Origin of the sequence: Peribacillus simplex NBRC 15720 = DSM 1321, from assembly GCF_002243645.1 — a bacterium.
In the GTDB taxonomy this organism is placed as follows: Bacteria; Bacillota; Bacilli; order Bacillales; family DSM-1321; genus Peribacillus; species Peribacillus simplex.
On record NZ_CP017704.1, the window covers coordinates 2,345,867 to 2,361,614 of the forward strand.

The window sequence follows — 15,748 nt, forward strand, 5'->3', positions numbered from 1 at the left end:
ATATCAGCCTAGTTTAAAAGAATGAAATTGAGAAAGATTACCATGACACCGATAATGATAATCTTTCTCAATTAATATATCAACCATACGCTGATAATTCTCCCCCTATCATTTTACAAAAAGGAGCTTTCCCTTCCCTTTCTTCCCTAATTTTTAAAGCGTTTTTGAATGACCAATAACATTACCTTGGAAAATTATTCTTGAATAAATAAAAAATTAATTATATATTTAATAGCATGTTAAAGTGATAATGATAATCGTTATCAATCATTACATAGAAATATTCATTTTTTTTTGCAACTCAGCTGGTAAAGGAAGTGAAAAAGTCGGTCATAACCAATAAAGGTTTTTCTGCAGGAACCATGAAGAAGCGATAAATTTTATATTCTATAAATCTAAAAAGGGGAATCGACAAATGAAAAAGAAATTATTCGTACTTGGTATGGCAACAGTATTCAGTTTAGGACTTGGCGCTTGCGGCAATGCCGAAAAGACTTCAAGCGATGCTTCAGAAAAAAGCAAAGTGACGGATTCGGCAAAAAAAGAAACACAGACCATATCCTATCTGGATAAAGAATATACAATTCCATCCAAGGTGACCAATATTGCAACTGCGAGTTTGGAATCAATGGAAGATGCAGCGATATTAGGGATTAAACCTTCTGGTGTTGTTACTGTAGGTGGAGAAATACCTGAATATTTAGCTAAAGACCTCGAAGGTGCTAAGTCCATCGGCGAAAAAATGCAACCGAACTATGAAACCCTCCTTGATATGAAACCTGATGTCATCATGTGGTCTTCTAAATCTCCAGCTAATGTGACGGAACAGTTGGAAAAAGTGGCGCCAACATTCCCTTATTCACATATTTCGACAAATTGGGAAGACAACCTGCGGTTAATGGCCAGCCTTGCCGGTAAAAAAGATCAAGCTGAAAAAATCATTACAAAATATAATGATGATGCCGCAAAAGCAAAACTGGAAATTGGTGAAAAACTGAAGGATAAAAAGGCTTTAGTGGTGAGAATCAGGAACGGCAGCCTCTTCCTTTATCCTGAGGATGTGTATTTCAACCCAGTTATATATAAAGATTTAGGTTTGACTGTCCCTGAAGAAATAAAGCCTATTAAAGCGCAAGAAATGATTTCACTAGAAAAATTTGCGGAACTGGACCCAGACTATATCTTCTTACAATTCACGGAAAGTGAAAATGCACAAAAACCTGAAGCTTTAAAAGAACTGCAAAATAACTCAATCTGGAAGAGCATCACGGCAGTAAAAGATAATAAAGTGTTTGTAAACTCGGTTGATCCTCTTGCTCAAGGTGGAACGGCTTGGAGTAAAACGGCCTTCCTGAAGGCTGCCACGGAAGAATTAGCTAAATAAACAGTAAGGTGCGTTGAATGATATGGCAAAAACAAATTCATTACCAATAATAATTCTTTGTATGGCACCTCTATTAATTTGTATATCGATTGTTTTATCCATTTTATACGGTGCCAAAAATATAGATTCCATTACGGTATGGAATGCGATTTTCCACTATGACTCTGGTAACGTCGACCATACCATCATTATGGCTTCTCGCTTGCCTAGAGTTTTGGGTGCCCTCCTTGTCGGGGCATTTCTAGCCATATCAGGAGCACTCATGCAGGGGATGACAAGAAATTATCTTGCATCCCCTTCAATTATGGGAGTGACTGATGGCTCTGCTTTCATGATTACACTTTGTATGGTTTTTGCTCCGGGTATGTCTTCTTTCCAAATGATCCTCTTTTCCATGATAGGTTCTGCATTGGGGGCCGGGATTGTATTTGGTTTTGGATCGCTGCTTCCAAATGGATTATCCCCCGTTCGATTGGCAATAATCGGAACCGTCATCGGGACATTTCTAAGCAGTATTTCGGCTGCCATAGCATCCTATTTCCAGATTTCCCAAAATGTAAGTTTTTGGTACAACTCCAGGCTGCACCAGATCGATCCCAATGTACTAAAATTGGCGATTCCTTGTGGAATGGTGGGAATCATTCTTGCTCTATGCATTTCTAAGTCCATTACCATTTTATCTTTAGGCGATGAAATTTCGATTAATTTAGGTCAACGCACAAAGCTGGTAAAAGCAGCGGCCCTCCTTTCCGTCATATGTTTAACAGGAATTGCCGTTGCCCTAGTAGGGAAAATCGGCTTTGTTGGGCTTATCATTCCTCACATTACCCGTTTTTTAATTGGGATAGATTATAAGTGGGTCATTCCTTGTGCAGGTGTAATCGGTGCCGTTTTTCTAGCTCTGTGCGATGTATTGAGCAGGTTTGTGAATTACCCATTCGAAACCCCCATAGGAGTCGTTACTTCCTTGATTGGAATCCCTTTCTTCCTGTACTTAATCAGAACTAGAGGAGGAGAAAAGAATGGATAAGAATTCACGGTGGCGATTCACCATCACGATGACAATCATTGTATGTTTAATCGTTGTTTCAAGTTATTTTAGCTTAATAAGCGGTACATTCGACATGACCATCAAAGCTGTTTTTCAGACATTATTCAGGGTGAATCCAATGTCCGATTATGATTTGGTCATCTTTGATTTCAGGCTCCCCCGCATTGTAATCGCCGGTTTGGTGGGACTGAGTTTAGGAATTGCAGGAGCCGTCATCCAAGGCGTTACGAAAAATGGATTGGCCGATTCGGGGATCTTGGGTATTAATGCCGGGGCTGGTACGGCCATTGTCATTTTCATGTTTTTCTATCAAGGTCATAATGCTAGTCCGGATTGGTTCTCCATTATAAGCTTACCGTTGTTCGGGTTGGTTGGCGGTCTTTTGGCCGCCCTATTGATTTTCCTTTTTTCGTGGAAAAATGGGACACTCGATACGGGCAGGCTTTTATTGACCGGTATCGCCATTGGCTCAGCTTTTGGAGCCCTTTCCTTATATTTATCATTAAAAATGAATTCCACGGATTTCGAAATGGCAACGGTTTGGCTCTCAGGAACGATCTATGATGCTAATTGGAAATACATCGCTTCCATGCTACCTTGGATGATAATCTTGATCCCCATTATTAAGAAAAAAGCGTATTTACTGGATTTGTATCAATTGGAAGAATCGAGTATAAAAAGTTTGGGGATTTCAGTGGAAAGGGAAACAATCATCCTCTTGCTCTGCAGTATCGGGTTAGTGGGCGCCTGTGTTTCCGTCTCGGGCAATATTGGATTTGTAGGTTTAATGGCTCCCCACATATCCAAGCATCTTGTAGGAATCCATCACAATCAAGTCATCCCCGTATCCGGGGCAGTCGGCGCATTACTGGTCATCCTATCCGACTTTATCGCAAAAACCTTTTTTGCACCCGCTGAATTACCAGTTGGGATAGTCATTTCAATTATTGGTGTACCATATTTTCTCTATTTATTAATTAAAGCAAAAGCATAGAAGGAGAGATGATAAGTGAGTATTCTCCGTATGGAAAATCTGGAAACGAATTACGAGAAATTCACGGTATTCAAAGACTTGAATTTAGAAATAAAAAAGGGGCTGGTCACGACCATCATTGGTCCGAATGGATGTGGTAAATCCACATTACTGAAAACGATAGGCCGTATTCTAAAACAAAAGAGCGGAAGCGTTTATTTACAAGGTCAGGAATTACATAAAATCCATACCAAACAGATTGCCAAGCACTTGGCATTACTTCCCCAAAACCCGGTTGCACCAGCCCAATTGAAGGTAGAGGAACTTATTTCATATGGAAGGTATCCGCACCGCAATAATGTAAATAAACTAACTAAAGAAGATAAAGAAACGATTGAATGGGCCATGGATATCACAAAAACCCTTTCATTTCGAAACCGGCAGATCGCAAATCTTTCCGGTGGTCAAAGACAAAAAGTTTGGCTAGCAATGGCTTTAGCACAGCAAACGGAGATTTTATTACTAGATGAACCTACCACCTACCTTGATATGGCTCATCAACTAGAAGTTTTACAAATTGTTGAGAGGCTTAACAGGGAACAAAAAAAAACCATCGTGATGGTATTGCATGATATCAACCATGCGTCTCGGTTTTCACATGAAATCATAACGATGAAGGAAGGAGAAATCATTAAAATCGGTACCCCGGGCGAAATCATTACACCTGCCGTTTTAGAAGAAGTCTTTCGTATTCAGGCAAGGGTGATGATAGATCCTGCCAATGGGGCTCCCGTTTGTTTTGGTTATGACAATTTATCACAGCAAGAAGTATATAAAGAAGCTGTTTTATCCAATTAAAAGGTGTGCTTCTAAAAGTGGTTCGGAAAACGTATATTTCATCAAATGATATTCCCGAATCAACTGACCCAAACCAACACCTTCAACTCCTCAGGTATTGTTTCCATCTAAATTTTATAACATAGTTGATTGGAGCGGGTGTGCGAGGCTCCTGCTTAGAAAATCGCGTCTAGGGGAGACCCCGCAGGCGCAAGCCGAGGAGGCTCCACGACCGCCCGCGGAAAGCAAGTTTCTTGAGCGGAAATCAACATCCAAATTGTACAAACCATAAAAAAACTGCAGGCAAACTCGCTTTTCTTTGAGTTTGTCTACAGTCTAAAGGGATGTCGACAAGTCGACATCCCCTTTTTTACACGTTTTATAGTTTTTCCAACTGGATGATATCTGGTGTATTTTGTTTCTGGATCCCTGACTTTTGCAATTTCACTGCCGTTCCTTCAGGTAAGTTAGTGAATATAATAGGAGTGACCGTTGATGGTGCATTCCGTTTTATGAAATCTAAATCAATTTCCAAAAGAGGTGTTCCTTTTGTTATTCTTTGACCTTCTTGCACAAGAGATGTAAACCCTTCTCCATTTAATTTAACTGTATCTAAGCCAACATGGATCAGAATTTCCAGACCATTATCCATTTTCAATCCTAGTGCATGATTTGTCGGGAAGATACTTAGGACTTCCCCATCGATTGGGGATACTAGTTTTCCGTTGACTGGCTCGATAGCAAAGCCATCCCCCATCATTTTCATAGCAAACACTTGATCGGGAACTTGATCTATCGGTAAAACGTTTCCTTCAATTGGAAGGACAAAGTCATTTGCACCCAAAGCTTGGTTTTCTTCCATTCTATCCTCTGCCACTTGTGCGGATGGACTTGTTTTCACTTGGCTTGGGTCAACGCCATTCTTGACTAGTTGTTTCATCGCATTTGCAACGAATTCAACATTCGTTCCAACAATGACCTGCACACTAGATTTATTCAACTTCATGACACCGCGCGCACCATGCCTTTTTAAGGCTGCTTCATTCACATTTCCTGAATCGGCCACTTGTAAACGCAAGCGTGTTGCACAGTTATCAATTAGTTTTATATTCTCTTTACCGCCAAGATCTTGTATGAAAAGCGATCCCATATCGGTATATTTATCTCCTGTTTTCACAATAGTTTCTTCTTCCACTTCTTCCTCATCGTCTTCACGGCCAGGTGTTTTTAAATCCATGATCTTGATGACAAAATAGAAAATCACGAAGTAAACTGCCGCGTATACTAAGCCAATCGGTATTAACCATAGCGGTTTTTGCGCAATACCAAAGTTCAAGAAATAATCAATGGCTCCTGCGGAGAATCCAAAACCATGATGGATATCCAATATAACAGCAAGTGCCAGAGAGACCCCGGTTAACAGGGCATGTATTACATATAACACCGGTGCGATGAACATGAACAGAAATTCAATCGGTTCAGTGATTCCTGTAAGGAAAGAAGTGAAAGCTAACCCAACAAGCATCCCCGTCACCAATTTACGTTTCTCTTTCTTAGCAGCTGCAATCATCGCTAATGCCGCAGCTGGAAGACCGAACATCATGATCGGGAAAAAGCCGGTCATGAAGGGCCCAGCAGTCGGGTCCCCTGCGAAGAAACGATTTATATCACCTGTCGCTCCATTGTACTCACCAAAGACGAACCAAACCATACTATTCAAGACATGATGCAGTCCTACTGGAAGCAATAAGCGATTCAATACGCCGAATACGCCGGCACCCAATGCCCCTGCACCTGTAATCCAGTCTCCAACACTATTGATTACATCTTGAATCGGCGGCCAAACAAATCCGAATATTGCCGCAAGTATAATCATCGCAAGCGAAGTGATGATCGGGACGAATCGTTTCCCTGAAAAGAATCCAAGCCATTCAGGGAGTCTTATCTCGGAGTATCTATTATATAGAAGAGCGGCAACTATACCGGATATAATACCGCCTAAAACAGCCATGTTGATATCTTTATTAATCGCTTGTGTACCATTCGTTAAAACAAAGTAACCAACAAGACCTGCCAATGCCGCAGCACCGCTTCCATCTTTGGATAATCCAATCGCTATACCTAAAGCGAACAATATGGCAAGATTATCAAAAATAGCTTGTCCCGAGGCAGCCATAAATGGAATATTAAGTAAATCTGGTTGCCCTAAACGAAGCAATAAAGCCGCTGCTGGCAAAACAGCAATCGGTAACATTAAAGCCTTACCAATCTTTTGTAAAAAATTTAACATCGAACTCATCTCCCTTGTTCCTAACTTCTTTTGATTCAGCAGAACGAAAAGACGTATAAAGCGTTTTCATTTTATCAATATAATAACTTTTCTTTGGCTTATACTAGCACAGAAAATATATAGATGTCTATACCAATTTACTTAAAAATATACTATATTCTTCGAAAATGAAGCAAAAAAAGCTTTTTTATTCCTGATACGCCTCAACTGGTCTAGACAACTTTTGATAAAAACGATAAAATGAGGGCAAAATATATGAGACCATTTCATGACTCATTCATTAAGTTTTACTTTCATAAAGGAGATTATGTATGAAAACATTCATTATTAATAATCTAATAGTTCATGGCGAAAAGGAAACATACAAAAATGGGTATATTAAAGTCGTGGATGGAAAAATTGCCGAAGTTGGTCCAGTCAGCCAATACAAACAGGATGATGATGCCAAGGTAATTACTCTTTCACCGGATTATCAGGTAATTCCCGGTGCCATCGACATTCATATTCATGGAGCATCCAATTCCGATGCAATGGATGCCACACATGAAGCATTATCCACAATGGCAGAGACTCTTCCCAAGGAAGGAACCACCAGCTTTCTGGCCACTACAATGACTCAATCTACCGAAGCCATTGAATCAGCACTTCTTAATGCTGGTAAATATATCGAAAATCAAACTCAAGAACACGCTGAAATAGTTGGGATCCATTTAGAAGGTCCTTTCATTTCACCTGCCCGTAAAGGAGCACAGCCTGAGGAGTATATCATTGATCCTGATGTCACTCTATTTAAAAGGTGGCAGGAAATGGCCGAAAATCAAATCAAGCTAGTAACGCTTGCTCCTGAACAACCAAATGGATTAGACCTTGCCGCTCACTTAAGGGGAACTGGCGTTGTCGCCTCTATTGGACATTCAGATGCAACATATGACCAAATAGATGAAGCTATCCAGGCAGGAACTACCCACGTTACACATCTTTATAATGGGATGCGTGGACTCCATCACCGCGAACCTGGTGTTTTGGGGGCTGCTTATCTTCGAGACGAGCTATATGTTGAACTTATTTCCGACGGCATTCACTGCAGATCGGAAATGGTGAAGCTGGCATATAACCAGATTACCAGTGAACGCATGATCTTGATAACGGACTCGCTTCGTGCCAAATGGCTTGAAAAGGGAACCTATGATTTAGGTGGTCAGCCTGTGTATGTAAACGAAACGAAAGCAACGCTTTCAAACGGTACTCTAGCAGGCAGTATATTGAAAATGAATGATGCCATCAAGAACACACTGGAATATACCGATTGTTCCATGACTGACATTATAAAAATGACGGCAGAAAACCCTGCCAAACAGCTTCGGATTTTTGACAGAAAAGGAAGCATCCAGGTCGGAAAAGACGCCGATCTTGTAATATTGAATGACCGCTTGGACGTTGAAATGACGTTCTGCAGAGGAAATTTAGCTTTTAAAAAGGAGAATGTATAATGAAAATCATACAAGTGCAGGACTACATGGAAATGAGCCGGACAGCTGCAGAAATAGTGACCGGAAAAGTCAAAGCAAATCCAAATATCAAATTGGGCCTTGCAACAGGCGGTACCCCTAAAGGAATGTACGATAATTTGATTGAAGATCACGTGCGTAATCATACTTCTTATGAAAATGTAACGTCTTTTAATCTTGATGAGTATATCGGATTAAAACCAAATGATCCAAACAGTTACCATTATTATATGGATGACTCCTTATTCACTCACATCAATATAAATAAGGAGCGCACTCACCTACCAAATGGCACAGCCGATGACACCAACGGAGAATGTAAACGGTATGACGAAATGATTGATTCCGTGGGAGGGATCGATCTTCAGATACTTGGTATTGGGCAAAATGGCCATATTGGTTTTAATGAACCTGGAACTTCATTCACATCCGGTACACATGTCGTGACACTTGAAGATTCAACGCGCCAAGCGAATGCACGTTATTTCGATTCCATTGACGAAGTTCCTACACATGCCGTTACGATGGGCATTTCAACAATCATGAAAAGCAAAGAAATTCTGCTGCTTATATCTGGTGAAGAAAAAGCCGAAACCTTGAAGAAATTGATACACGGTGACATTTCCGAGGAATTCCCTGCATCTATCCTTAAAAAACATAATAGTGTTACAATTATCGCAGACCAAAAAGCGTTATCCGGAGTGATAATACCCTAAAAGGAGCGAAAGTCGATGATTGATAAAAACTCACCTCTTCCGATTTATTTTCAAATCGAAGAACAAATAAAAAGACAAATAGAAAACGGTGAGTTCCATGCGCACGATGCCCTTCCATCTGAACGTGAATATGCCGAGCAATTCGAAATTAGCAGGATGACCGTCCGGCAAGCCATAAATAATTTGGTGAATGACGGATACCTATACCGTCAAAAAGGAAGGGGAACCTTTGTTGCCGATAAGAAGTTGGAGCAGCAGCTCAATGGGTTGACCAGTTTTACCGAGGACATGAAAGCCCGGGGATTAAACCCAAGCAGTAAGCTGCTGAGCTTTGAAATCATTCCGGCTGATAAGAAAATTGCCAGTGAATTGAACATTTCCATTTATGCTCCCGTTTATGAAATAAAACGCATTCGGTTGGCTGATGATGTTCCAATGGCGCTCGAGACCGTGTACATGTCTGCCAATTTAATTAAAGGATTAACGGAAGAAATCATAAACCTTTCTCTTTACCAATATGTGGAGAATTACGTTAAACTTAAAATAGACTATGCTACACAAACGTTGGAATCATCGATTGCATCTGAATTAGAAGTCACCCATTTAGCGATTCCAAAGCACTCCCCCATACTATTCATTCAAAGGCATACGTTCCTAATAGATGGAACTCCCCTTGAATATGTTAAATCGGCTTATCGTGCGGACAGGTATAAGTTCACTATCACTATAAGCAGATAAAATTGAATATTTTCATCACTATAGTCTTTTAATTGCCAAGGTAATCGGAGGGTGTCACATATATGAACTCATACTTTGAAGAAGTGCAGGCTTTACTCACAATTGTGGGAGAACAGGAAAAGCAATCAATTAAGGAATCTGTGGAACATATCTCAAAAGCAGTGATGTCAGATGGAATCATCCATCTATTCGGCAGCGGACACTCTCATATTTTGACAGAAGAGGTATTCTACAGGGCAGGTGGGTTAGCCGCAATTCGTCCTATTTTCGTTGAAGATTTGATGCTTTTTAAGGGAGCTTCAAGGTCTTCCCAACTCGAACGGCAAAATGACCTATCAGAGAAATTCATGCATGATGAGGATATCCGTCCTGGTGATGTCTGTATCGTCATTTCATCATCCGGCGTAAATCCCGTTCCCATAGATGTCGCCACTATCGCAAAAGAAAAAGGAGCCTTTGTCATTGGACTAACATCACCGGAGTATGCAAAAAGTTGTCCTTCACGGCATAAACAGAAGCATTATCTCCACGATGTCGTTGATTTGGTCATAGACAATCATATTTCCAAAGGTGACACATTACTGAAATCAAATAATATATCTTTTGGTTCTGGATCGACCGTGATCGGGGCCGTTCTCCTCAATATGATTTTCACGCAAGTCATCCAAACGATTATTGAATCAGGGAAGACCCCTCCCGTATTCCTAAGCAGTAATATCGAAGGGGCAGATGAACACAATCAAAAGATCATCGCGAAATATAAAACAAGAATCCCCCAATTATGAATCGGTTTAGCCACAAAGGAATACATAAGCTTTTATGTTCCTCATAAAGCAGTCACGATAAATATTAAAGAAGGCATCCATGCGGATGCCTTCTTTAATTTAAGGGGTACTCCCCTTTATTCCTTATTTTTTAAAAACGGCCACCAATTCGCGTTTCCAAACGTCGCAACCATCACCGGAATAAACAATGGCAATATGACAAACGCATATAAAGCAAGCCCCACCAATATTAAAGTGGCTATTTCCAAGAGCGATAGAACTCCTGCTGGCATCATGGCAGCAAAGGTTCCGCCCAGAATGACAGCCGCCGAGATGATCACCGTTCCCATTTTTCTCATGGACAAGTACATCGCTTCCTTGACCGGTTTATCTTTCCACTCGGTAAAGCGATCCATCAAGAAAATGCTATAGTCTATGCCAAGAGCAATCAAGATGACGAAAGCAAAGAAAGGAACTGCCCAGCCGATGCCGGCATAACCGAGAATATTAACAAAAATCAACTCTGTAATGGCTGCCGCTGTATAATAAGTCAAAACGAGCGACACAATCAAATAGACTGGCATGACCAGAGATCGCAGCATGAAAAAGAGAATGATTGCGATACCCGACAGCATCAAAACGACCGTCCGTGAGAAATCCTCTTCTGACATCGTGCCCAAGTCATGATGTGTACTTGTGATTCCCCCTATCGCCACCTGCGCATTTTCAAGTTTTGTATCTTTCGTTACTCTTTCAACGGTTGCCTCAATCGAATCGATTTGCTCGATTGCTTCATTGGAATATGGATTCGCCTTGAATACCACATCCATGGTCATGATTTTACCATCTTCAGATAAATACGCGTTCAATGCTTCCCCGAATTCTTCGCTTTCGACTACTTCTTTGGGAATGTACATGCCTGTTACCGTTTTATCCGTTTTTGCCAGTCCTGATAAATAACCCTGTGCAGACGATAGACCATCATGGACTTCATTTAGACCATCCGCACTTTCATTTAAGCCATCTGTCAAATCAGTAAGTTGCCCGCCGAGGCTTGAAAAACCATTTAGGAGTTCTTGCTGCCCATTACTTAAGCTAGTAAGGCCTCCTTTAAATCCTGACAGATTATTTATGACTTCACTCTGACCATTGGCCATCGTGCTTAGACCTTTTTGTAAAGTGTCAACACCTGAAATCAATTGGTTCAGGCCCTCCCCAAGAGAACTTTGACCCTTTACGATCTCTGCCATATTTTGGTTCTCCGTATTCAATCCTTCGGACACTGAACCAAGATTCCTATTGAGCTCGGAAAGGCCTGCTGCCATGGGCTCCAACCCCCCCTGTGCCCCTTGTACTGTTTGTTTGATCGTTTGATAGGACTCATCCGCCTGTAATTCTGGATGAGTGGCTTCCATTTGCTCAAAGGAAGGATTTAAACCAGCAAGGCTTTGTGATACGCCCATAAGGTTAGTTTGAATCTCTTTGTATCCGCCTGTGAGCTCACCTAACCCATTAGCTGATTGTTTATACCCTTCGAGGAGCTGTCCGCTTCCGGTGGCGAGCTTCTCCAAGTTTGCCTTGACCTCATTCAGTCCGTTTTTTATATCCCTAGTTCCTGAAGAACCATCGCGAATGCCTGCTTCAATGCTTGTTAACGCCTTCTCCACCTGACCTACGCCGCTCTTTAATTCATTGGTCCCGGAAATGAGACCCCCTATTCCGTCTGTCGCTTGCTTCAAGCGCGGTCCTGAATCGGAAAGCTCACTGCCTGCCGTTTTTAATCCATCACTGATTTGTTTAATGCCTTCATTTCCTTCCCCGATTCCCTTTTCCAAAGTTTCGGCTTGGTTGGAGACAAATAAGTCCTTAATGGGTTCACCTGTCGGGCGGGTCATGGATCGAACTACATCGACTTCATCCACCTTGACGACTTCCTGGCTGATTTTTTCAGCAAGTGCGACGTAATCTTCCGAATCCATACGTTCGTCATTTTTGATGACAATCTGTGTTGGCATGGATTGTCCAGGGCCGAATTCATCGGAAATGATATTAAATGCCATGATGGAAGGAACGTCATCACCCGCTTCTTCAAGGGAGTTATAAGAAATCTTCCCATCATACATAAACAAAAAGGGAACACAGACGATTGCAACGATCATTAGCGCCAACAATGGGCGGTTCAAGGAGAAGTTACCCAGAATTCCCCATAGTTTACTTTCACTATGCGCAAGCTTGCCTTTTGCCGGCCAGAATAGCTTCTTGCCAAGAACCGCCATGAAAAATGGAACGATTGTATAAAGGGCGATCATTAAAATGAAAACCCCTATGGCAACGGCCGCCGCAGATTGATAGAGCTTAAAAGTAGAAAAACCAATTGCCGCAAAGCCAATCATTACGGTCAGCCCACTGAAGAAGACCGTCTTACCGGCGGTTCGGTATGTCTCCACGATGGCTTCAGGTAAGGACTCCTCTGACGATAGCTCCTCCTTGAAACGACTAAGAAGCAAGATGCAATAATCAGTCCCAATTCCAAATAAAATACCTACCAGGAATATTTGGGTGTAAGACGAAATCGGAAAGTCCCATTTATCCACCAGGAATGAGACGATGGATTGTGAACATAAATAAGTGAAACCGACTGTTACTAACGGAATGATCGGTGTCACCACTGAACGGAAGACTATTAGCAATACAGCCATAATGAAGACAACCGTGATGCCTTCAGTTTTCTTCAGCCCCTCTTGGGAATTGGTATTAAGATCTTCATCGATCATCCAGCTGCTTGTGTAATAATGCTCGACATCCACTTGTTCCAACTCTTTATAAAGGGCATCGATCACTTCCTTAGCTTCCCGGTCCCCCTTGACCATCGTGATAGATGTCAAAACTGTTGATTCATTCTCCGAGACCAACTGTTCCTTAAGCGAGGGCTCTTTAAAATGGGTCATGATCTCTTTGATGCCAAGCTCTGTTTTATTCTTTTCAAGCTTTTGGATCGCTATCTCAATCTCTTTCAATTCCGAGGAAGACAACTTCTTATCACTATGAAATACGAGAGCCACTTGTGACTCATCCTCATCCTGGATCTCTTTCAGTAGCTCATTGGCCAGCCCAGAGGAATACTCTGCCGGTACATCCAGCTGTCCCTTATTCCGGACAAGGTCCGCCATATTCGGTGCCGCAAACAATAAACCTGCCGTAATTGCAACCCAAGCGATAATGACCAGCCATCTTCCCTTTATGATCCCCCTCATTTATATTTCCTCCCATTGCTCATTTTTCATTTGAATGAAAATTTGTGAAAGTTTCTCATATGTATCAAGGAATTTAACAATCTCTTCATAATCGAATTTCGTCATGATGCTCTCTACCAATTTATGAATCTTATTTTCCGTTTCCTGTAACAATGCTTCCCCCTCTATGGAAAGCTTCAAGTGAAAGACCCTTCGGTCAACCAGGTCCTGTTCCCGTTCTATCAATCCTTTGCCTTCCAGCCTGTTGATGTTGGAAGTGACGGCACTCTTATTAATATAAAAGGCATCACTGATTTCCGTCGATGTACACAACCTCTGTTGTTGAATGAACCGTAAAGTATAGTATTGTTCGTTCGTCAGCACATCACAAATCTGATCTTTTATTAAAAGCTCCCCCATCTTATTGACATAGAAGGAAACCTTCATATATCGATCAATCAAGCCAGAAACTCTTTCATTAGTCATCGTTGCACCTCCCAAAAAGTAGTTCAGTCATTTAACTATATGTAGATTACTATTGTTTTATTTATTATGTCAATCCCATGACAGTTTATTATTTCCAGTTTAACTTATGGTAAATAAGGGAAAACCCAAAGTAAGAAAACAATCTACTATTCTAAAGGAGGAAATATAAATGACTCAATCAACTATCGAAAATCAATCGACTATCGAAAATCAACCGAATAGCAAACTCTTAAAAGGGATTCTAATTGGGGGGCTTGTTGGTGGTGCGTTGACCTTGCTTGACTCCAATACAAGAAATAAAGTAAAGCGTTCAGCCGTCCTTTTAAAAGACAACTCCATGAATATGATTGAACAGGTCAAGGAAAATCCCGGAGAAATGAAGGAACAGGTGGTATCAGGAGTCAAAGGGGCAACGGAGACGATTAAAGAGGCAATCAATGACGTTGAAACACTATATGAAACCGTTAATGAAGACGTGGTGGGTAAAGTATCCGAAGTAAAGGATATCTCCACTGATGCCCTTGGTACAGCTAAAGATGCAACAAGTGAATTGAAAGACATCAGTTCAAAAGTGGTCGTTGCCGGTAAACAGCTGAAAGAAACACCATCACAATCATTGAAAGCCGATAATGATAAAGATGAAAAAGAGAGTGATGAAATCGTTAAAAAATCAGGATTATCCAATCAAAAATCCATTTCATCCAACTTCTAATATATAAAAAAAGCTGGGGCACGATGCCCCAGCTTTTGTTTTTCCATATATCATCTCACACGATGATCTTAGTTAGAACCCTCTAATTTATTCGTTATCTCATGGTCTTTTTTCACTTCAGCCAACCAAACTGGATATTCCTCTTGTAATTTTTCAGAAAGAAGCGTTTCTTTAATTACATCTTTACTGTCTTCTAAATTAGCCTTTTTTGCTTCCTTCTTACCGGTTACTTTTATGATATGGTACCCATAATCGGATTTGACTGGGTCACTGACTTTATTTATATCAAGATCAAAGGCGACATCTTCAAACTCTCCCACCATATCACCTTTCCCAAAATACCCTAGGCTTCCGCCGTTATCCGCCGTTTGTGTATCAGTGGAATATTCAGCTGCCAATTTAGCGAAATCACCGCCTTCTGCAATTTCTTTCGCAACTTTTTTAGCCGTTTTTTCGTCTTCGACTAAAATATGACTAGCTTCCACTTGTTCAGCTTGATCAAATGTTTCTTTATTATCTTCAAAATACGTACTGATTTCATCGTCCGTCACGGTAATTCTCGGTTCGACCAGTTTTTTCGTTTGCAGATAAACCACGATGTCCTTTTTTAAGGCCTCCATGGAAGAACCGCTTGCTTCCAATTGCTCTTTTAACGACTTTTCATCACCATAGGACTCAACCATAGTATCGATTTCTTTCTGGATTTCTTCATCCTTTATTTTAATTCCCGCTTTTTCCGCTTCCAATTCAACCAATTTATTCGTAACTAACAGGTCTAAAGTGTCTGCTCCGTACCCCGCAACAAGCGCGTCATACAGCTCATCCTTACTGATTTTCTCGCCATCGATGCTCGCCATTGTCTTATCAGTGGACGAGATCATCGCAAATACCATGATCCCGGCAATGATTAAAATGCTCCCTGCCCAAATATATGCCTTCGTGCTTCTTAATAGTTTCATGAATACTCTCCCTTAATTTTTCTATAATGATAGCTTAGAAATATTAATTAATCCTTAAGATTCCTTAATATGCACTAACCCATCATTATACTAACAT

13 protein-coding genes are annotated in these 15,748 nt (G+C 41.0%); 9 read left to right on the forward strand and 4 right to left on the reverse strand.

The genetic code is table 11. From position 1 onward, the window contains the following. The first annotated feature begins 415 nt into the window (after window positions 1–415). From BS1321_RS11075 to BS1321_RS11090, 4 genes are read left to right on the forward strand one after another with little or no spacing between them, the layout of a single operon-like run. Window positions 416–1,384 (forward strand): iron-hydroxamate ABC transporter substrate-binding protein, encoded by a 969-nt coding sequence (locus BS1321_RS11075; RefSeq protein WP_063236138.1) that lies wholly within the window; start codon window positions 416–418, stop codon window positions 1,382–1,384. 22 nt (window positions 1,385–1,406) lie between these two features. Further along, window positions 1,407–2,414: a FecCD family ABC transporter permease gene (locus tag BS1321_RS11080; RefSeq protein ID WP_063236137.1), complete on the forward strand. Its 1,008-nt coding sequence runs from the start codon at window positions 1,407–1,409 to the stop codon at window positions 2,412–2,414. Then, on the forward strand, window positions 2,407–3,429 hold the full coding sequence (locus tag BS1321_RS11085) for a FecCD family ABC transporter permease (RefSeq protein ID WP_063236136.1): 1,023 nt from the start codon (window positions 2,407–2,409) through the stop codon (window positions 3,427–3,429). The genes BS1321_RS11080 and BS1321_RS11085 overlap by 8 nt, the downstream gene beginning before the upstream one ends. A 15-nt stretch (window positions 3,430–3,444) precedes the next feature. Further along, a complete protein-coding gene (locus BS1321_RS11090; RefSeq protein ID WP_063236135.1) occupies window positions 3,445–4,266 on the forward strand; it encodes an ABC transporter ATP-binding protein in 822 nt (273 codons plus the stop codon). Window positions 4,267–4,624: 358 nt separating this feature from the next. Here BS1321_RS11090 and nagE read toward each other — a convergent pair whose 3' ends face one another. Next, window positions 4,625–6,535 (reverse strand): N-acetylglucosamine-specific PTS transporter subunit IIBC, encoded by a 1,911-nt coding sequence (gene nagE, locus BS1321_RS11095; RefSeq protein WP_063236134.1) that lies wholly within the window; start codon window positions 6,533–6,535, stop codon window positions 4,625–4,627. Between the two features lie 311 nt (window positions 6,536–6,846). Here nagE and nagA point away from each other — a divergent pair, with 311 nt between their 5' ends. The 4 genes from nagA (at window position 6,847) to BS1321_RS11115 (ending at window position 10,282) form a co-directional block, all read left to right on the forward strand. Next, a complete protein-coding gene (nagA, locus tag BS1321_RS11100; RefSeq protein WP_063236133.1) occupies window positions 6,847–8,025 on the forward strand; it encodes an N-acetylglucosamine-6-phosphate deacetylase in 1,179 nt (392 codons plus the stop codon). Next, window positions 8,025–8,759, forward strand: coding sequence for a glucosamine-6-phosphate deaminase (gene nagB / locus BS1321_RS11105; RefSeq protein ID WP_063236132.1), 735 nt, complete (start codon window positions 8,025–8,027; stop codon window positions 8,757–8,759). Before nagA ends, nagB begins: the two co-directional genes overlap by 1 nt. Window positions 8,760–8,774: 15 nt before the next feature. Continuing rightward, window positions 8,775–9,497, forward strand: coding sequence for a GntR family transcriptional regulator (locus BS1321_RS11110; protein WP_063236131.1), 723 nt, complete (start codon window positions 8,775–8,777; stop codon window positions 9,495–9,497). A gap of 62 nt (window positions 9,498–9,559) precedes the next feature. Continuing rightward, window positions 9,560–10,282 carry an SIS domain-containing protein gene (locus tag BS1321_RS11115; RefSeq protein WP_063236130.1) on the forward strand — a complete coding sequence of 241 codons (723 nt, stop codon included), beginning with the start codon at window positions 9,560–9,562 and terminating at the stop codon, window positions 10,280–10,282. Between the two features lie 116 nt (window positions 10,283–10,398). On the opposite strand, the gene BS1321_RS11120 is transcribed toward BS1321_RS11115, so the two are convergent. Further along, the gene (locus BS1321_RS11120) at window positions 10,399–13,515 is read right to left on the reverse strand and encodes an MMPL family transporter (protein WP_063236129.1); all 3,117 of its coding nucleotides are present in this window, start codon (window positions 13,513–13,515) and stop codon (window positions 10,399–10,401) included. After that, window positions 13,516–13,980: a MarR family winged helix-turn-helix transcriptional regulator gene (locus BS1321_RS11125; RefSeq protein ID WP_063236128.1), complete on the reverse strand. Its 465-nt coding sequence runs from the start codon at window positions 13,978–13,980 to the stop codon at window positions 13,516–13,518. Between the two features lie 169 nt (window positions 13,981–14,149). Here BS1321_RS11125 and BS1321_RS11130 point away from each other — a divergent pair, with 169 nt between their 5' ends. Continuing rightward, window positions 14,150–14,692, forward strand: coding sequence for a hypothetical protein (locus tag BS1321_RS11130; RefSeq protein ID WP_063236127.1), 543 nt, complete (start codon window positions 14,150–14,152; stop codon window positions 14,690–14,692). Between the two features lie 68 nt (window positions 14,693–14,760). Here the strand turns inward: BS1321_RS11130 and BS1321_RS11135 are convergent, their stop codons facing one another. Further along, the gene (locus BS1321_RS11135; RefSeq protein ID WP_063236126.1) at window positions 14,761–15,651 is read right to left on the reverse strand and encodes a foldase protein PrsA; all 891 of its coding nucleotides are present in this window, start codon (window positions 15,649–15,651) and stop codon (window positions 14,761–14,763) included. Between the last annotated feature and the right edge of the window lie 97 nt (window positions 15,652–15,748).